This window comes from Rummeliibacillus sp. POC4 (genome assembly GCF_003576525.1).
Classification (GTDB): domain Bacteria; phylum Bacillota; class Bacilli; order Bacillales_A; family Planococcaceae; genus Rummeliibacillus.
Map to the genome: position 1 here is coordinate 85,004 of NZ_QWUA01000005.1, position 18,700 is coordinate 103,703.

Annotated in this window: 14 protein-coding genes; 8 read left to right on the plus strand and 6 right to left on the minus strand. The window is 36.3% G+C overall.

The window, feature by feature from the left end:
* The first annotated feature begins 267 nt into the window (after window positions 1-267).
* Window positions 268-1,437 (plus strand): aminotransferase-like domain-containing protein, encoded by a 1,170-nt coding sequence (locus tag D1606_RS02485; protein WP_119414443.1) that lies wholly within the window; start codon window positions 268-270, stop codon window positions 1,435-1,437.
* 253 nt (window positions 1,438-1,690) lie between these two features.
* Entirely contained in the window at window positions 1,691-2,398 is a 708-nt protein-coding gene (locus D1606_RS02490) for a DUF2935 domain-containing protein (protein WP_369973732.1), read from the plus strand.
* A 152-nt stretch (window positions 2,399-2,550) separates the two neighbouring features.
* Here the strand turns inward: D1606_RS02490 and cysK are convergent, their stop codons facing one another.
* Entirely contained in the window at window positions 2,551-3,474 is a 924-nt protein-coding gene (gene cysK, locus D1606_RS02495) for a cysteine synthase A (RefSeq protein ID WP_119414445.1), read from the minus strand.
* Window positions 3,475-3,765: 291 nt separating this feature from the next.
* Here cysK and D1606_RS02500 point away from each other — a divergent pair, with 291 nt between their 5' ends.
* The 5 genes from D1606_RS02500 to D1606_RS02520 all read left to right on the plus strand — a co-directional run bounded on the left by D1606_RS02500 (window position 3,766) and on the right by D1606_RS02520 (window position 7,604).
* The gene (locus D1606_RS02500) at window positions 3,766-4,551 is read left to right on the plus strand and encodes an ABC transporter ATP-binding protein (RefSeq protein ID WP_119414446.1); all 786 of its coding nucleotides are present in this window, start codon (window positions 3,766-3,768) and stop codon (window positions 4,549-4,551) included.
* Window positions 4,535-5,296 (plus strand): ABC transporter permease, encoded by a 762-nt coding sequence (locus tag D1606_RS02505; protein ID WP_119414447.1) that lies wholly within the window; start codon window positions 4,535-4,537, stop codon window positions 5,294-5,296. Before D1606_RS02500 ends, D1606_RS02505 begins: the two co-directional genes overlap by 17 nt.
* An 18-nt stretch (window positions 5,297-5,314) precedes the next feature.
* Window positions 5,315-6,322: an ABC transporter substrate-binding protein gene (locus tag D1606_RS02510; RefSeq protein ID WP_119414448.1), complete on the plus strand. Its 1,008-nt coding sequence runs from the start codon at window positions 5,315-5,317 to the stop codon at window positions 6,320-6,322.
* A gap of 157 nt (window positions 6,323-6,479) precedes the next feature.
* Window positions 6,480-7,262 (plus strand): alpha/beta fold hydrolase, encoded by a 783-nt coding sequence (locus D1606_RS02515; protein WP_119414449.1) that lies wholly within the window; start codon window positions 6,480-6,482, stop codon window positions 7,260-7,262.
* Window positions 7,263-7,415: 153 nt separating this feature from the next.
* Window positions 7,416-7,604 (plus strand): hypothetical protein, encoded by a 189-nt coding sequence (locus D1606_RS02520; RefSeq protein ID WP_119414450.1) that lies wholly within the window; start codon window positions 7,416-7,418, stop codon window positions 7,602-7,604.
* Window positions 7,605-7,768: 164 nt separating this feature from the next.
* On the opposite strand, the gene D1606_RS02525 is transcribed toward D1606_RS02520, so the two are convergent.
* From D1606_RS02525 to D1606_RS02545, 5 genes are read right to left on the minus strand one after another with little or no spacing between them, the layout of a single operon-like run.
* Complete coding sequence (locus D1606_RS02525) at window positions 7,769-9,532, minus strand: hypothetical protein (protein ID WP_119414451.1); 1,764 nt, start codon at window positions 9,530-9,532, stop codon at window positions 7,769-7,771.
* 30 nt (window positions 9,533-9,562) lie between these two features.
* The gene (locus tag D1606_RS02530; protein ID WP_119414452.1) at window positions 9,563-12,664 is read right to left on the minus strand and encodes a type I restriction endonuclease subunit R; all 3,102 of its coding nucleotides are present in this window, start codon (window positions 12,662-12,664) and stop codon (window positions 9,563-9,565) included.
* Entirely contained in the window at window positions 12,661-13,803 is a 1,143-nt protein-coding gene (locus tag D1606_RS02535) for a restriction endonuclease subunit S (protein WP_119414453.1), read from the minus strand. The genes D1606_RS02530 and D1606_RS02535 overlap by 4 nt, the downstream gene beginning before the upstream one ends.
* Entirely contained in the window at window positions 13,800-15,368 is a 1,569-nt protein-coding gene (locus D1606_RS02540) for a type I restriction-modification system subunit M (RefSeq protein WP_119414454.1), read from the minus strand. Before D1606_RS02540 ends, D1606_RS02535 begins: the two co-directional genes overlap by 4 nt.
* A gap of 4 nt (window positions 15,369-15,372) precedes the next feature.
* Window positions 15,373-15,594, minus strand: a complete 222-nt coding sequence (locus D1606_RS02545) for a helix-turn-helix domain-containing protein (RefSeq protein WP_119414455.1) — start codon at window positions 15,592-15,594, stop codon at window positions 15,373-15,375.
* A gap of 648 nt (window positions 15,595-16,242) precedes the next feature.
* Between D1606_RS02545 and D1606_RS02550 the strand changes: the two genes are divergently transcribed.
* Window positions 16,243-18,546, plus strand: coding sequence for a phage/plasmid primase, P4 family (locus tag D1606_RS02550; RefSeq protein ID WP_119414456.1), 2,304 nt, complete (start codon window positions 16,243-16,245; stop codon window positions 18,544-18,546).
* The last annotated feature ends 154 nt before the right edge of the window (window positions 18,547-18,700 follow it).

The following is an 18,700-nucleotide window of genomic DNA, read 5'->3' on the forward strand; positions in this document are numbered from 1 at the left end:
CTTTTTTGATATATTGATCTTGTTAAATAATGTGAAAATGAGGCGAAAGATATTCGAATAAACCAAAATAGCAATTCTATCTATAATATAGTAGAAACTTATAAGAAATGATTTTAAATAGAGAGATCTATGCTAATTCTCAGCGTTTTCATTTACGTATAAGATTTTAATTTACCTAAATTTTCTTAATAATATTGACAATTCCTAATAATTTGTGATTTGATATATTATAAAATATATGAATGTAGCAAAGAAGGAGAATGGATTATGGTACAAATTTTTTCTGATAGAATGTTAAAAACAGATAGCTCATTTATTGCAGAAGTTATGAGATTAACTGAAGCAAAAGATATTATATCTTTCGCAGGAGGGTTACCTAATCCAATTTCTTTCCCGATAGCAGAATTTCAGGAATCTATGAATCGTGTACTGCAAACATCTGGTGAAAAAGTATTCCAATACTCTGGTACTCAAGGATATTTGCCTTTACGTCAATGGATTGCAGACCGTTATAAAAAAAGATTCGATATGGATGTAACGGCTGATGATATTTTAATCACAACAGGTTCACAACAAGGTTTAGATTTAATGGGGAAAGTATTGATCAACCAAGGTGATAAAGTGGCTGTAGAAAGTCCATGTTATCTTGCTGCTATTCAAACATTTTCGCTTTTCGAACCACAATTCTTGCCAATTAGTCTTGAAGATGATGGTTTAAATTTAGAAGAATTAGAGGAAACGTTAAAAAATGATGATGTAAAATTATTATATATGGTTCCTAATTTCCAAAACCCTACAGGCTTAACATATTCAAAAGAGAAACGAGAAGCAATCTATGAAATCATCAAAAGAACAAATACGATTTTAATCGAAGATGATCCTTACGGCGAACTTCGTTTTGAAGGGGAATCCTTACCATATATTGCTGGTGGTAAATCTGATAATAGTGTATTATTTGGCTCTTTCTCTAAAACATTATCACCTGGTATGCGAGTTGGGTATCTATGTACAACCAATAAAGAACTAATGGGACATTTAATCGCAGCAAAACAAGCTTCAGATTTGCATACAAATGTCATTTCACAATATGCGATTTATGACTATTTAGCGAATAATGATTACGAAAAACATATTAGCCAAATTACAGAGCTTTATAAGAAACAATGTAATGCAATGATCTCCGCTATGGAAAAATATTTACCTGCTCATGTTACTTTTACAAAACCAGAGGGTGGCATGTTCCTTTGGGTTGATCTTGGAGAAGGTGTTTCATCCGTAGAAGTCTTTAATCGTGCTGTTAAAAATAAAGTTGCGTTTGTACCAGGGGATCCATTCTATACGAATGTGAAAGGTGCAAGTACACTACGACTTAATTATACAAACTCAGAGCCAGAAACAATTGAAGAGGGTATCAGAAGATTGGCTGAAGTTCTATAGTGACATTTTTATAACAAAGAGATCCAACGAAACTCATTTTTCGTTGGATTTTTTTTGATCTTAAATAATATACAGACTTGTACGCGATTTTTGTACATTGTCCTGCACATTTTTATTTTTTAAAAGTTTCTAATAGGACAATCCATAGTTGAATACATTTTAGTGATGACTCGAAAAAGGAGATGTAAGCTGTTTGCAAGAAGATTACTTAAAAAGTGCAAAATTTGAACATCTTTTTTGGCTTGAAATCTTGATGAATCATGGCCAATTTATTCGAGATTCATTGTACCCAATTTCAGAAAAGGAGGATATTGAAAAGGCGCAGTCGTTTGCAGATAGTTTTAACAAACTTCATAAAGAAGTAAGTTTATTGGACGAAACGAACGCTATATCCTTTGCTGAAAAAGTTACTGAAACGGTAGAAGAACTTAAGCAATTTAAATTATCCATTATTAGAAGGCAACTTGTAGGAAAAATAGGTATTCATCTACCTCCTACATTTATCAATCACATGGTAAATGAATTGGAAGAGTATCAGAATGTATTAAATTATTTAAGAAAAGGCGAAGTACCACCAATTTTTCATGAATTGCATCACCATTTATTGTGGTTGAATGATGCCTCAGGTCATGCGGGTACAATTAATGATAATTTGGATGGGGTGGAAAAAAGGCTAAAAGAAAAGAGTCATACGTTTACACAACATTTTGATCAATTTTACCTTAAAGCATTAGAACTTACTGGTTACTTGCGTACGAATCTTCAAACATTTCCTGCATTAAACAGATTTAATGATGATGTCGATGTAGAGATGAAGTTGTTTAAGAGTTTCTTGCTCGAATTAGAAGAATTGGAGTTAAGTGCTGAAGTGTTAGGGACGTTCACTGCGTCGATGGCAGATCATATGGCAAGGGAGGAACAATATTACTTAACCAAATTGGTAGAGTCAAGAAGTGTATAACTCTAAAAGGAGGGAAGTTTTGAGCCTCTGAAAGGCTAAATGATTGTAAAAAGAAAGGGGGAACTCTATCTCCATCAGATGTTTTATATAGCTAAATAATATTAAAAAGCCTAGTCTATGTTGGACTAGGCTTTTTAGTGTAAGTTTTGTTGTTATTCTGCAAATAAATCAGATGAAAGGTAACGCTCACCTGTATCTGGAGCTAAACATAAAACATTTGCAGTTGAAGGAAGGTTCTTTGCTACTTGGATTGCCATATGTGCAGAAGCAGCACCAGATGCTCCGACAAAGATCCCTTCCTCAGCAGCAAGTCGACGTGCCATTACTTGTGCATCATCATCTTCAATATGAAGAATCTCATCATAAATATTTCTATTTAAGATTGAAGGGATAAATCCAGGACCTGTACCTGGAATTTTATGTGGTCCTGGTTCACCGCCAGATAGTACAGGAGATCCTGCTGGCTCAACTACATAGATTTTTAAATTTGGGATATGTTTTTTTAACTCTTCACCAGTACCTGTTACAGTACCGCCAGTACCGGCAGTTAATACGAATGCATCTAATTGCCCATCAAAAGTGTCTAAAATTTCTACCGCTGTTGTTCCGCGGTGAGCATCAGCATTAGCAGGGTTTTCAAATTGCATCGGGATAAAATGGTTTGGTATATCTTTTGCAATTCGTTTTGCTTCATCGATTGAACCTTGCATACGTAATGCAGATGGTGTTAGATGAACTTCAGCTCCATATGCTTTCATAATTTTGATACGTTCTTTAGTAGCATTATCTGGCATTGTAATAATGCAACGATATCCTCTAGTTGCGCATACCATAGCTAGGCCAATCCCTGTATTTCCAGACGTTGGCTCGATAATCGTACTTTTACCTGGAATTAGTTTTCCCTCTTTTTCAGCTTGTTCAATCATGTTCAAAGCTGCACGGTCTTTTACACTTCCTCCAGGGTTAAAAGATTCTAATTTTATAAAGACATTCGCACCGTTTGAATCTGGTATTTTGTTTAATTTTACAATCGGTGTTTTACCGATTAGATCAATGATTGAATTGTAGTATTTCATTATTGTCACCTTCCATTTTTTAAATCCATTTCAATAGGTAATTATTTTTCAAAGATATATTCCTGCCTACGAGCATTATTCATATATAATCTATGATTTATATAAGAATAGTTGGTTTGTAATGATTTTATTATAGCTGACCCTAAGAATAAATCAAACAGGAAAAATTTTATAATAAAATAATTCTGAAAAATTGATTGACATTTTAAAAGCTGAATATATAATTAAATTTATAATTCCTATTATATAACTATGAATTATAAGGATGATGAGGAGAAGGTGTAGATACTCATGTTTCTTAATATACAAGATGTTCAAAAGAGCTTTGAAAACCGTGGAAACAAGGAACAAGTATTACAAGATATTAACTTGAAAGTTGAGGAAGGGGAGTTTATCTCACTTTTAGGCCCTTCTGGATGTGGAAAATCTACTTTGCTTAATATTGTTGCAGGATTACTTTCCCCAAGCTCAGGAGATGTCTTCCTAGATAGCAAAAGAATAACGAAGCCTGGGAAGGATCGCGGTATGGTGTTTCAGCAAGCAGCATTGTTTCCGTGGTTGTCAGTCGAAGAGAATGTTATGTTTCCTTTTCGCAAGGAAATGAGCAAAAAAGAAGCAAAGGTAGTTGCACAAAAGTATTTAAAGCTCGTTCAGTTAAGTCCATATGCAAAACATTCTCCACATGAACTCTCTGGTGGTATGCAGCAAAGGGTTTCTATTGCAAGGGCACTTGCTATGAACCCCAGAGTATTACTGATGGATGAACCATTTGGGGCACTTGATGAACAAACTAGAACTCGATTACATGATGTGTTAGAAAATATTTGGTTAGAAACGAAAAAAACAGTCTTATTTGTGACACATAGCATTCAAGAGGCTGTAAAGTTGTCTGATCGAATTATTGTAATGGGGACACATCCTGGAACTATTTTAAAAGATATTCATGTTGATATTGAAAGACCACGAGATAGGCATCTGGAAGAGATGGTTCAATATGAACAAATGATTATGGAATTATTGAAAGCTGAGATTGATAAAGTCGTAGAAGAGGAATTACAATATGAAGCTAGCCATTAAAAGAATTATTTTTTATCTATTGATTTTCGTAATTTGGGAATTGGCGATTAAATTATTTGAGATTCCTGCAGTTATTTTACCTTCGCCAATGGATGTATTATCGAGTTTAAAAGAAAGTATTAATGATGGATCTCTTTTAAAAGATTTAGGTGCAAGTTTTACTAGACTAGTAATTGGCCTTATTGTTGCTCTACTTATAGGCGTTTTACTAGGGATATTTCTTGCAAAAGTCAAAACAGCTGACGAAACTTTAGGATCATTAATCATTGCTTTACAAAGTATTCCGAGTATTGTGTGGCTTCCTTTAGCAATCATGTGGTTTGGATTAAATGAAAAATCAGTTATTTTCATTATTGTACTTGGAGCAGCCATTGTGATGACAGTGAATATGAGAACAGGTATTAAAAATGTCACACCGCTCTATATAAAAGCTGCTCAGACTATGGGAGTAGGAGGGGTGAGCTTATTTATTAGAGTAATTTTACCCGCATCTATTCCTTATGCTGTAACTGGCGCTCGACTTGCTTGGGCTTTTGCATGGCGAGCATTGATGGCAGGTGAATTGTTAAGTGCCGGTCCCGGACTTGGTTACACATTAAAATACGCTTCTGATTTTGGAAGAATGGATATGGTTATAGCAATTATGGTTGTCATTGGTGTGATTGGTGTAATTGTAGATGTATTGATATTCCAAAAAATAGAGCAACGGGTCATGGATAAATGGGGACTCGAGCAACAAGCATAAAAGAAAGGAATGAAAGAAATGAAAAAATGGATATTGTCTCTAACTTTACTATTGGTGATTGGAGTTCTTGCTGCTTGTGGAAGTAATTCTGATGAAAAGGCAAGTAATGATGGGAAAAGTACAAAAGAAAAAGTTGTTATCGGCTATTTTCCAAATATCGATCATGCACCAGCCATGGTAGCGCGTGAAAAAGGTTTTTACGAAAAAGCACTTGGAGATAAAGTGGATGTTGAATATCGTACATTCCCTGATGGCGGTACTTTTATGACTGCTTTAAAATCTGGAGATATTGACGCGGGTCTGGTTGGACCTGGTCCTGTTATTAATAATTATTTCAGCGGAGCTGACGTAAAAATTATCGGGGGTGCATCTGTAGGGGGAACGGTTGTTGTAGCAAGTAAAAAAAGCGGCATAGATAATTTATCAGATGTAGCTGGTAAAACATTTATCACACCAGGAATTGGTTGTACGCATGATGTACAATTCGAAACATCTTTAGAAGATCAAGCTATTAAAAAGTTAACTTCATCTCGTATCGGTGGAACATTAAAACATGTCACAGGAAATCCTGCAAATTATCAAGGAATGTTTGAAACAGGCAAAGTAGACTTAGCTGCGGTTCCAGAACCATGGGCCTCAATTCTTGTTAAAAACGGGGCAAAAGTTATTATTAGTACAGATAAAATTGCTTATGGTAAAACACTACCTAATACAGTATTAGTAACAAGTGATAAATTGATCAAAGATAATAAAGAAATTGCTCAAGGAATTGCTAAAGCTGAAAAAGAAGCAGTAGATTTTATCAACAATAATCCAGATGAAGCACAAAAAATAGCCATTAAGTCAATCAAGGATCTTACAAAACAAGATATGGATCAAGAGATTGTTAAAAAGGCTATGAGTAATATTACTTTTACTTCTGATGTTGATGAAGATGTAATTCAAAAATTTGGTCAATCTTCTTATGACTTAAAATTCCTAAAGGAAAAACCAGATTTCACAGGTTTAGTTGAAACTAATTTATAAATTTTATAAAGAGTAACCAATTAACTATAAAAAAGTTATCCAGAAACGTCTGGATAGCTTTTTTTATTGAAAAGATTGAAGCGTTAAATGCTTATTCACCATGTTCATCATTTATGAATAAAGTATGGAAGAAACAAAAGAAGGACGGTGGAATAGGTTGGGGTATTTTGTAACTGTTGAAACGGATATCAAACTATATATAGAAGATATTAATCCAACAGGTGATAAGACAATTGTATTTTTGCACGGATGGCCGTTAAATTATAAACAATTCGAGTATCAATTTAATGTTCTTCCTTCAATGGGATTTCGTTGTATAGGAATCGATTGGAGAGGTTTTGGTCAATCGGATAAGCCGTTGGAAGGATATGATTTTAATAGATTAGCAGATGATATTGCTATGGTTATATCTACACTTCAGCTAGATCATATTATTTTAGTGGGGCATTCTACTGGTGGAGCAATAGCTCTTCGTTACATGACAAGATATAAGGAATATGGAGTGTCAAAACTTGTTCTTATAGATGCGGCTGCTCCAACTGGTTTTACATCAGAAACAGCTAGAAAGTTTCTAACGGAAACTTATAATGATCGACCAAATATGATGAGAGAGATCACAGACACATTCTTCTTCCAATATATCACGAAGCCTTTTTCGGATTGGTTTTTCCAAATGGGTCTAGATGCGGCGAGTTGGTCTACAGCTGCAATTATTAAAACGTTAAGAGATGAGAAATTTGATACCGAACTCTCTATGATAACAGTTCCTACATTAATCGTTCATGGAGTCCATGATAAAGTAATTCCCTTTTCACAAGCGGAAATTTTAAATGACAAGATTAAGGGGTCAAAGCTTATCCCATTTGAGTATAGTGGTCATGGACTCTTTTGGGAGGAACGTAAGAAATTCAATAAGGAATTGATTGATTTTACATCTTAGCTATAAATAATGGCTTAACCTTTACACTATTGGGAATGATTTGAACAAATTTGTCCAAAATGTGAATAAAATGTTGACATTTTGTGTCCAAGTGCTGTATGATAATGACATAAAATTGTCACATTTAAAAGCAGATGTAAAGGGGGATGCCAAATGAATTATACTGATATACTTTTAGTAGCCATTGCATGTATGAGCATTCCAATGGTATGCGCTATTTTCTTTGATGCCTTTTATGCTGAGAAAAAAAGACGCTCCTTCTCATTAAAAAGAGTTTCATGCTGGTATGCATTATTCTTCGCTTTATCTTTTGTTCCTACAGTAATTTTTATAGTGAAATAATAATTATATATTTTAAGATGAAAAAGGGCTTCTTAAAGAAGCGTTCACTTAGGGATTGAAGAAAAAACTAAAGTGAACAGCTTCAAGCGGGGCAAAAGTAAAAGACCAGCCACAATCAGGCATGAATGCTTGAAGCGGCTGGTCTTTTTGATCGATTATCATTTCTAAATGGATACCTTGAGCAAGGCATCATAGTTATGAATTTTAATAGCATTTTTGTTGTAGTCAAAATTCAGTTTATCAAGTTTATCTGATAAGCATTTTTTAGCATACGAAGGATTGCTATCAGTGTTTTTTGCTTCTAGTAACATAATTTGTTCTGACTTTCTCATTGGATGAATAACCATCCCATCAAATTCACTTAATTTCTTTCCAGGCAAATCTTTTTGATAAATTAATATGCTTGAAGGTATTGTAATACTCGTATCATTAATGTCATCTTGTATTAGACAGTCAAGCATAAATTCCACTTCATGACGTTCATCGGTATTTCCATTCCCTTTTGCTAAAAGGGATTTAATTTCAGCAGTGCGTTGCCTCTTACCTCGTGTGCATAACACACAAATTTCAGGGTCAACTGTTGCTTTAATTACGACTGGATTTTCGCCAAATAAATAATAGAGAAAAAATTTACTGGCGAGTAAATATCGTATGTCTGCATTTGATGGGTGCGCAACTCGGCGCAAATATTTAATTGTAGATTTTAATACTCTAAACGATGTAAGAGCTTTATTCTGGCAATTCTTTTTTATTGAAACAAGTATTGTTCGTTCTCCAGAATTTCGATCGTAGTATCCTACTCTTGAGTTATTTATACGTTCCAATTCCAACAACAATCCTTGTGATAATTTTTTGTCCTCAGCAGTAAATGTTAATTTCAGAATAGCATCTGGTGAATAATCACGTGTTTGGCGATGTTGTTTATTAAAAATGCTTTTTGAACATAACCAAAAATCAGAATAGTATTCTTTATACTTAATACTCTCATCTTTAGATAAAGTATTGACGATTTTTCGTGATATTCTATAGTAGCAAATAGCGTTTGAATTCTCATTATAAACTGTGTCATCAAGCATTTTCCCAATAGAAGTAATTAATCGATTTGCAGGTAATTGATCATTATAAATTGATAATAACTCATGAAATAGGATAAGAACCGCTTCTTTATTGCACAAGTCAATTGTAATGGGCATATTTGCAATTTGTAAGTCATAAGCGATATAGGAAACATTGCGAACAGAGCGAAAAACTTTAAATATAAAATGCAGTTTACTACTATCACTAATTGAGTTTTCATTAAGATATGCATATATAAGTTCCTGTGCCAATATGACAGATTGTTTGCTCTGATCACAACGTTCAAGGACAAGTAATGAATTCAATAAATGTAGCCTATGATAATTTTGCTCACTCAATAAAGACTCTGCAGCTACTCTAAATCGATGGCTATTAGAACTATTCAATAGTTTATTTCTAAAATCCACATTTTCCTCTGCAAGCATTACAACTGCTCGCGAAGCAGTAAAGGTATTATAAAAATGTCCTAGATTATAAGCAATTGTAAGGATTTGCAACATATCCCCCACAGTTGGATTTTCTTTTTCTGATATATATTGCATATTATCCCCAAATTCCTTACCCTTCACAGGGTTATTATATGTTAGCTCGAGCTTGGTCTGTAAATTTTTCTTTATTAGCTGATGAAAATATAATTGTAATACAGTATAGTCAAATCGAGATTTCCTTAGATTTTTGGGAACTCTAATAACACCAAGCTGAGGGGTATCTTTTAGGCGCTGAATAATACCAATTTTTGATAATTCATTATATAGCTCAGTTGCATAATTGTATAAATCAACTTTTACTTTTAAGTTGCTTTTTCTTGGTTTTTGTTTCGGAAGTAAATCATGTTCAATAATCTTTCCCATTCAAAATGCTCCTTTATCATACGGTATAGACTACACCAACCCTAAATACTTCTCAAAGAATATCATTAGTTTTTCGATAATTCCTTGCTTTTTCGCAGCCCTGCCTCCGCCAAAGCGAGATACAGGTGGCATGATTTTATCTATAGCTGTACCGGTTGTTTTAAGCATTCCGTCTCGGAAAGCATTGTCGATGAATCGGCGGGTTTCTTCAGGCTTTAATCTTTCTTCTTCTATAATTGCTGTAATATCCGCTTCCTTACGCTCATGGAGGAATTTACGCCAATCCTCATCCACTTTGGTCGATACATTGACTTGCTCAATAAAACGCTCGATAAGTTCTTTCTTACTTCGAAGTTCAATACTCGAATTGATAGCCTTATCAATGGTCGTAAGAATGGTTTTATCCTTACAGTTGGATTGTTGATATTTGGCTACAAGCATAAGGATGTAGTCAATATTTACCTCTATCTGTTTGACCAGTTCAATCTCGAAAACTATGTCATCATTAATAGTCTCCTTATCACCATCAGCTCCTTTTCTATATTCCTGATACAGGTCAATATAAATGCTCTGATAGTCCTGAAAATCCCTTTCAGATAAAATCTCGTTTCCTTCAAAGTCATCGAAGGAAGTTAGAATATTTCTGAGCCTGAGTATTGCTCCATATAACCGGATAAAGTCTTTTTCTGCTTCTTCTCCAAGAATAGGTTGGCCAAGGGGATACTGTGTTGTAAGAGTTGCAATCAGTTCAGCATAGCCCGGCTTATACTCACCTTTATCATCATAGCCGTTATAGTATTCTTCGTATGTTTTTAACAGTACAATACCGCCAGCATCCTTATTGCCGAATAGTGCAATAGCTTTGTCTGTTTCTTCTTTCAAATCTCTAAAGCAAACGATATTACCATAGGTCTTAACGCTGTTTAAGATGCGGTTAGTTCTTGAAAAAGCCTGAATCAGTCCATGCTGCCGCAGATTTTTGTCTACCCATAGTGTATTCAGGGTTGTTGCATCAAAGCCTGTCAGGAACATATTGACAACAATCAATATATCAATCTCCCGATTCTTTACGCGAAGAGAGAGGTCTTTATAATAATTCTGGAACTTATCCGAGGAAGTATCGTAATTTGTGCTAAATGTGGAATTGTAATCTCGGATAGCCGCCTCAAGAAAATCTCTAGAGCTCTGGTCAAGGTTTTCCATATTAAAATCCTCTTCAGGAAGCAATCCATCTGGCTCCTCCTCATTTGCACTAAAACTGAAAATAGTTGCAATGGTAAGGTTACGGTTCTTTTCCGCTATCTGCTTCTTAAACTCATTATAGTATCTGATTGCCATCGGGATGGATGCAGCAGCAAATATGGAGTTGAAACCGGCAACTCGCCTTGGTTCACGCTTTTCTATCATCTTTTTAGGGTTGTGCTTATCTGCTTCTTCCCATTTCGCAGAGAATGTGTAATAACTATTGCGCTTCGTCTTCTGATCAAAGTGTTCAAGAACGTAAGAAACAATTTCACTGATTCGCTGTGGATCTGCTAAGGCTTTTTCTCTATCTATGCTATAGACTTTTTTATCATTAACGTAATCAGGCATTTTGATGGTATTAATAAAATCTATTCTAAAAGGCAGAACATTCCCATCATTGATGGCATCCACAATGGTATAGGTATGTAGCTTTTCTCCAAAGGCCTGCTCGGTTGTACGAAGCAGTGGGTTGCCTCCTGAACTAGCATTAGCAGCAAAAATCGGAGTTCCCGTAAAGCCGAAGATATGGTAGTTCTTAAAGCTCTTCGTAATAGCTTGATGCATTTCACCAAATTGGGAACGGTGGCACTCATCAAAAATCAGCACCACGTGTTTCTTATAAATATCATGCTGTTTGTTTTTACGGATAAATATATCCAACTTCTGAATAGTGGTTACAATGATTTTGTATTCATGAGGATTTCCTTTTTCATCCCTGTCTTCCAATTGTCTTTGAAGAACTCTTGTGGACGTATTACCATTAGCAGCTCCCTTTTCAAAACGGTCATATTCTTTCATGGTCTGATAATCCAGATCTTTACGGTCAACAACGAACAGTACCTTATCTATGTAAGGCAGGGCAGAAGCTAATTGGGCTGTCTTAAAACTGGTCAATGTCTTACCAGAGCCTGTTGTATGCCAAATATATCCTCCAGCTGCAGTTGTGCCCATCTTCTTGTAGTTGGTTGATACTACAATACGTGATAATATACGTTCTGCAGCAGCAATTTGATATGGTCGCATTACAAGAAGCAGGTCTTCAGATGTAAAAATACAATATTTTGTTAGTATATTTAAGAGGGTATGCTTGGCAAAAAATGTTTTAGTAAAGTCCACAAGGTCAGGAATAATTTTGTTATTTGCATCTGCCCAAAAGCTGGTAAACTCAAAGCTGTTGCTTGTTTTTTTGCTTCTTCGACGTTCACTGCTGCTTTGCTCCTTGATATGAGCATTTCTTGTGGTGTTACTATAATACTTTGTATGTGTGCCATTGGAGATTACAAATATTTGCACATACTCAAATAAACCAGAAGCCGCCCAAAAACTGTCACGTTGGTATCGTTTTATCTGGTTGAAGGCTTCACGGATAGCAACACCACGACGCTTTAACTCCACATGAACTAGTGGAAGTCCATTTACAAGGATTGTTACATCATATCGAGTTTCATGCTTGCCGCCTGCTTCTTCGTATTGATTAATAACCTGCAGGCGATTGTTATGGATATTCTTTTTATCCAAAAGATACACGTTCTTTGTTGTTCCATCTTCACGTTTTAGAACCTGTATATGGTCATCTTGAATCTTTCTAGTTTTTTCAACAATACCCTCATTTGTATTGGCAATACATTCTGTGAAAAATCTATCCCATTCGCTATCAGTAAAAGTGAAGTCATTAAGCAGTTCAAGTTGTTTTCGGAGATTTTCTATCAATGAAGCTTCATTGTGCACTGAAATATATTCATATCCTTGGGAAGTCAGCTGGCTGATAAACTCCCGCTCAAGTTCTGCCTCGCTCTGATACTTTTCAGGTCTGACATTATATTCAGCTGCATATTCAGCAACAACCGTTGCTTCGTCAGTACTTGCAACGATATTGTATATACTCATGCCTTCACCTCCCTGAAAGATAACAGTTTATCCCTGTAATATTCATATTGCTTTTGACGTGCTTCGATTTCGGCCGGAATGCCTCTGGTTAAGTCGTTGCAGAGAGCGTCAAAGCGATCAAGGATGCTAACGATGCGTTCCTGCTCTTTTATAGGAGGGAGGGGAACTTTATATTTATCTGTTACAGGAATTGATATTTGTGGCATTTGCATATTATTAGCTATACGTTGAAAATAGTTCACATTTCTTGAAAGATAATAGTATACAAATTTAATATTGACATTTTTATTTTCACTATAATATGACCAGAATTCATTTTTATGGCTAAATGGCTTATCATAATACTCAAATTCAATAATTCCACGTGACTTAACAATTATAGAAGGGTTAAAATTAATATCTTTTTTTGGGATATCTTTAAAATCAACATCCGCATAAGTTTTACCACCAGCAAATATTCGTACTTCACCATTCTCTTTATGTAATTGTCTCATTTTTTGTGCTGTTATATTTGTTCCCTTTGTACGTATTAAAAGATCACTTATAGCAAGTCTTGGCACATCATCGCCAAACGTAAGCAGCAAATCCCTATAATACTCATACTGTTTTCTTCTTGCTGTAAGCTCTGTTGTAAGCTCTGTTGTAAGCTCTGTGAAATTGTCCAGAATACGGACAATTTCCTGCTGCACAGGCAGAGGGGGAAGGGGAACAGAAATCCTTGCCATGACGTTGCTCATCAATTTTGGGTTACCCATACCATCATTAACATATTTTTTTGCATATACTTGCAAAACATAAAATAGAAACTTAGTACTTACCAGTTCATTATTTTTAACCCTTAATAATCCACAAATATTTGTTATACTAAATTTTTCGTTAATATGATAAAAAACAGAACCAGCGTTTGCTCCATCTGTTGTCCATGTTACCGATTCGCAGTCATAGTCAAAAGTATTTATGTAGCCAAAAATGCCGTTATTTGCTGTTTGTGATGAATAAACGGGATAAGCACCAGTATTTTCTCTTAGATAGTTTTTGGACATTACTCTCCCACGTGTAATGTCACAAATTTCTTCCACTGTTACAAACTCCACTCCATCTGGACAAAGTTCAGCAATCAATTCATCTAACCTACTCATTTGCCCACCTCAATTTCCGCAATAATCTTATCTATTTCTTCCCTCAAAATCTGCTCTCTCGCCACAATCTTTTCTATCTCAGCATTGAGGGCAACAATATCAATCTTTTCTCTCGTATCCTCTTGTTCCACATATGTTGAAACAGACAGGTTATAATCCTCTTCAGCAATTTCGCTGTTTGGCACAAGCCTAGCAAAATGCTCAATATCTTTTCTATCTTTGAATGCGTTAAGAATGGTCTCAATATTTTCCTGTGTTAGTTTGTTGTTATTCGTAACCTTGACAAATTCCTTTGATGCATCGATAAATAATGTACTATTTTCTGATTTGGACTTCTTCAGCACCATAATGCAGGTAGCAATGCTGGTACCATAGAACAAGTTATCTGGTAACTGAATGATACAGTCGATATAGTTATTGTCAATTAGGTATTGTCTGATTTTCTTTTCAGCGCCTCCGCGGTACATTACACCGGGGAAACATACAATAGCCGCTGTTCCGTTTGTTGCAAGCCATGAGAGACTATGCATAATAAAAGCAAGGTCTGCCTTGGATTTAGGAGCCAATACTCCCGCTGGAGAAAAACGGGGATCGTTAATCAAAATAGGATCATTGTCGCCCTTCCATTTAATGGAGTAAGGTGGATTTGATACAATGGCTTCAAAAGGCTCATCATCCCAATGTTGCGGATCTGTTAGCGTGTCACCAAGGGCAATATCAAATTTGTCATAATCAATATCGTGCAGGAACATATTAATTCTGCACAGGTTGTAGGTTGTAATGTTGATTTCTTGACCGAAGAAACCTTGACGTACATTTTCTTTTCCTAAGATTTTTGCAAACTTTAGCAGTAGAGAGCCAGAACCGCAAGCGGGGTCATATACCTTGTTGACTTCAGTTTTTCCTACTAATGTTAAGTGGGTAAGGAGTTCAGAAATCTCCTGCGGAGTATAGTATTCACCACCACTTTTTCCTGCATTGGATGCATACATACCCATTAAAAATTCATAAGCATCACCGAATGCATCTATGGTATTGTCTTTGTAATCTCCCAGCTTCATTTCTCCAACAGAATTCATTAGCTTAACCAGCTTTTCATTACGCTTTACTACAGTGTTACCTAGCTTATTGCTGTTAACATCAATATCATCAAACAGACCTTTGAAATTGTCTTCACTCTCTGTTCCTTGGGCAGATGCTTCTATATTACTGAAAATCTGCTCTAGTGTTTCATTTAAGTTTTCATCGTCCTTTGCACGAGCTCGGACATTTTCAAAAAGCTCGCTGGGTAAGATAAAGAAGCCTTTTGTCTTAACTAAATCCTCTCGTGCCTGTTCTGCTTCTTCGTCGGATAGCTTGGCATAATCAAATTCCGTATTGCCAGCTTCCCATTCTCCGGCGTTAATATAGGCAGTAATATTTTCAGATATGTAGCGGTAAAACAGCATACCTAGAACATATTGCTTAAAGTCCCATCCATCTACACTGCCTCTTAGATCATTTGCCATATTCCATATCGTGCGGTGTAATTCCGCCCGTTCCTGTTCTTTTCTGTTATTCTCCATAACTCTACTTCCTTTCTTCAACCATATTAGGCACTAATTCCATGATATCTTTAAAATCAACGCCAAGCGCCGTACAAACCTTTACAAGAACGTCCATACTGACATATTCGTTTTTAGAAAGCTTTGAAATTGACGATGGACTTATTCCCGCAACAGCTTGTAAATCTTTCTTCTTCATATCGCGGTCAATCAATAATTTCCAAAGCTTTTTATAGCTAACGGTCATCTTGGTCACCTCTTTATATCTTTTTTCCATTATAGCACATTTTCTTCAAACATAACATGATAATTCTGCGTTTGTGAAGGAATTTTACAATATTAACAAAAATAATGACCGTTGTGTATGCCTTTCTTTTTCGCTTTTATTCGAATAAATACTTTTAGACAAAAAAGTCTGTAAGTCTATTTGTAAAACCAAAGGCAAAGTTATAACATTAATCCTTCTTAAACTAAATATCACTTCCGCTCAAATTTGAGCAAAAGCATAAGCATTACAGCCGTCTTTACCTTAGAAAAAAGACAGGCTGTTTTTTTATTTTAAGGGGTTCGAATCAATAGAATTCTTCGCTTATGGATGAGGAAGAAAATTATTTTTGGAAAATCCTCAACTAATGTGCCCTACCGTGGCTATAAGGTGAGAGGAAAAATAATCCCCCAACGAAAGCATAGTTTTTCTCTCACTGCTCCTTGACAACTGAATACCCCGAAACGCAAGAGATACTTCAAGCAGAATATGCCATGACGATAATTCCGAGCGTATTCCTTGAAAGATAACGAGGTTGTGTCAAACAAGGCAAATCTTCTGGAACAGTAGCGTTTTGGGTTATTTATAACAGGCAAGGAGGTGAAATAACTGAAACCACAATATGATAACTTGCCACAGATACTCAAAAGTAAGCCACAGTTTTGCTGTTGGAAATATGAAGAGCGAAGTGGTAGAAAAACCAAAGTTCCCTATAACCCGGTAACAGGAAAAAGGGCAAAACCAAATCAACATGGTACATTTAAAGATTTTAGTTCGGCGGTAGCTGCTATAAGTGATTATGATGGTATCGGATTTTTGGTGGGTAATGACATATGTGTTATCGACTTAGATGATTGCTTTGATAGTGGTGGTAAGCTTAAGCCTGTTACCCAAAATGTTGTAGAGGCTTTTAGTGGTTGCTATATGGAACACAGTCCATCTGAAAAAGGGCTTCATATTTTCTTTAAGGCCACAGGCTATGACTTCGACAAAGCAAAATACTATGTCAACAACAGAAAGCTAGGAGTTGAGATCTATGTATCAGGGGCAACAAACCGATTTGTTACCGTAACGGGAAATATGTTTGCAGATGGTGATATAGCGGAGAAATCGTATGAATTACAGATGATACTAGACAAGTATATGTTGCGTCCTACCCCTGTGAAGCAAATTCTGGATGCAGAAAGTCAATCCTATTTGTCTGACAAGTCTGTTATTGAGAAGGCTTTAAAATCGGCAAACAGAGAAAGGTTCAAAGCATTATGGCAGGGAGATACATCTGGTTATGCTTCTGCCAGTGAAGCTGATTTGGCACTTTGCGGTATGCTGGCATTTTGGTGTGGCAGGGATATTGGGCAGATGGACAGACTTTTCCGAAAAAGCGGCCTAATGCGGGATAAATGGAATAGACCACAGTCCGGTAGTACTTATGGAATGATAACCATAGAAAAAGCAATCGCAAATGTTACCGAAATATACAAACCAGGTGGCAAGCATTCATCAGCTACAGAAGATTTTAGTGAATGTTCTCTTACTGACTTTAAGCCTGAGAGTAACGATCGCTACCCTTGGACGGATATTGGGGCAAGCAGGCTGTTTGCTGATTATTATAAATTTTTTGCCCGCTATGTTCCTGAAAGGAAAATGTGGTTTTGCTATGCGAATGGCATTTGGATTCCTGATGTCGGTAATCTAAAAGTAATGGAAATGTGTAAATCATTGGCTAATCAACTGCTAACCTATGCTTTGACTATTCAGGATGAACATCAAAGAAAGGCATACATTGACTATTGCCGAAAGTGGCAGTCAAGAAGATACCGAGAAACGGTGCTTAAGGATGCACAGAGCGTATATCCCATATCAATGGCTGAATTTGACCAAGACCCGCTTATGCTCAACTGTGCCAATGGGACATTGTTTTTAATGTCTATGGATTTTCGTCCCCACAACAGCGAGGACAGACTCACAAAGATATCTGGTGTTAAATATGACCCGGAAGCAAAAAGTGAGCGATGGGATAGATTTATTCATGAGATTATGAGCGGAGATGAGGAAAAGGCAAAATTCCTCCAAAAAGCCTTTGGCTACAGTATCAGCGGAGACACTCGGTATGAATGCCTGTTTGTTCTCTATGGTGCTACAACTCGAAACGGTAAAGGTACGCTATGTGAGAGCGTTCTTAAGGTATTAGGCAGTTATGGCTGTACCGCAAGGCCGGAGACTATCAGTCTGAAAAAGAACAATAACAGTTCAAGTCCAAGTGAAGATATTGCCCGGCTTGCAGGAGTACGCTTTGTGAATATCTCCGAACCTAGCAGAGGACTTGTCCTAAATGCTGCACAGGTAAAAAGCATGACGGGTGGTGACACCATCAACGCAAGGTTTCTACATGAGAATTCTTTTGACTTTTCACCAAAGTTTAAGCTGTATATCAACACCAATTATCTGCCCGTTATTACGGATATGACGTTGTTTTCCAGTGGCAGAGTGGTAATTATCCCTTTTGAACGACACTTCGATGAAAGCGAGCAGGATAAAAACTTAAAACGTGAATTCGCCAAAGCGAAAAATCAGAGTGCTATCCTCAACTGGCTAATTGAAGGCTATCAGTTGTTAAAGAAGGAAGGCTTGACTTTACCTGATTCCGTTAAGACAGCAACGGAGGCTTATAAACGTGACAGCGACAAAATAGCATTATTTTTCGAGGATGCCTTGGAGGAAAGTCCCAACAGTGAGGTGCGCACATCCGAAGTGTATGCCCGGTATCAGCGTTGGTGCAGTGCCAATGGATGTTATTCGGAGAATGCAAGAAACTTCAAACAAGCCTTAACAGCTATCGCCCGTGTAGAACGGAAACGACCACGTTCTGGTGGTGGAATGACCACAATGCTTATCGGATATAAGCTGACAGAAGAAGAATTTTTTCTTATTTAAACACAGTGTAGCAGCTTGTAGCAAGAAAAACAGGTTATATAAAAAATCGCTCTCGTATAGAGAGTTTAGTTTTTACCTGCTACATCTTGCTACAAAGCTTAATACCACTGAAAACACTGGATACAACTTAATGTGTTGATAACAACCCCTAAGG

Excerpts from the sequence above, each read along its gene's own strand:
- D1606_RS02545 (WP_119414455.1), bottom strand. The coding sequence starts at position 15,594 with ATGACCGTTAGCTATAAAAAGCTTTGGAAATTATTGATTGACCGCGAT.
- D1606_RS02505 (WP_119414447.1), top strand. The coding sequence starts at position 4,535 with ATGAAGCTAGCCATTAAAAGAATTATTTTTTATCTATTGATTTTCGTA.
- D1606_RS02500 (WP_119414446.1), top strand. The coding sequence starts at position 3,766 with ATGTTTCTTAATATACAAGATGTTCAAAAGAGCTTTGAAAACCGTGGA.
- D1606_RS02530 (WP_119414452.1), bottom strand. The coding sequence starts at position 12,664 with ATGAGTATATACAATATCGTTGCAAGTACTGACGAAGCAACGGTTGTT.
- D1606_RS02520 (WP_119414450.1), top strand. The coding sequence starts at position 7,416 with ATGAATTATACTGATATACTTTTAGTAGCCATTGCATGTATGAGCATT.
- D1606_RS02485 (WP_119414443.1), top strand. The coding sequence starts at position 268 with ATGGTACAAATTTTTTCTGATAGAATGTTAAAAACAGATAGCTCATTT.
- D1606_RS02510 (WP_119414448.1), top strand. The coding sequence starts at position 5,315 with ATGAAAAAATGGATATTGTCTCTAACTTTACTATTGGTGATTGGAGTT.
- D1606_RS02525 (WP_119414451.1), bottom strand. The coding sequence starts at position 9,532 with ATGGGAAAGATTATTGAACATGATTTACTTCCGAAACAAAAACCAAGA.
- D1606_RS02540 (WP_119414454.1), bottom strand. The coding sequence starts at position 15,368 with ATGGAGAATAACAGAAAAGAACAGGAACGGGCGGAATTACACCGCACG.
- D1606_RS02535 (WP_119414453.1), bottom strand. The coding sequence starts at position 13,803 with ATGAGTAGGTTAGATGAATTGATTGCTGAACTTTGTCCAGATGGAGTG.
- cysK (WP_119414445.1), bottom strand. The coding sequence starts at position 3,474 with ATGAAATACTACAATTCAATCATTGATCTAATCGGTAAAACACCGATT.
- D1606_RS02490 (WP_369973732.1), top strand. The coding sequence starts at position 1,691 with ATGAATCATGGCCAATTTATTCGAGATTCATTGTACCCAATTTCAGAA.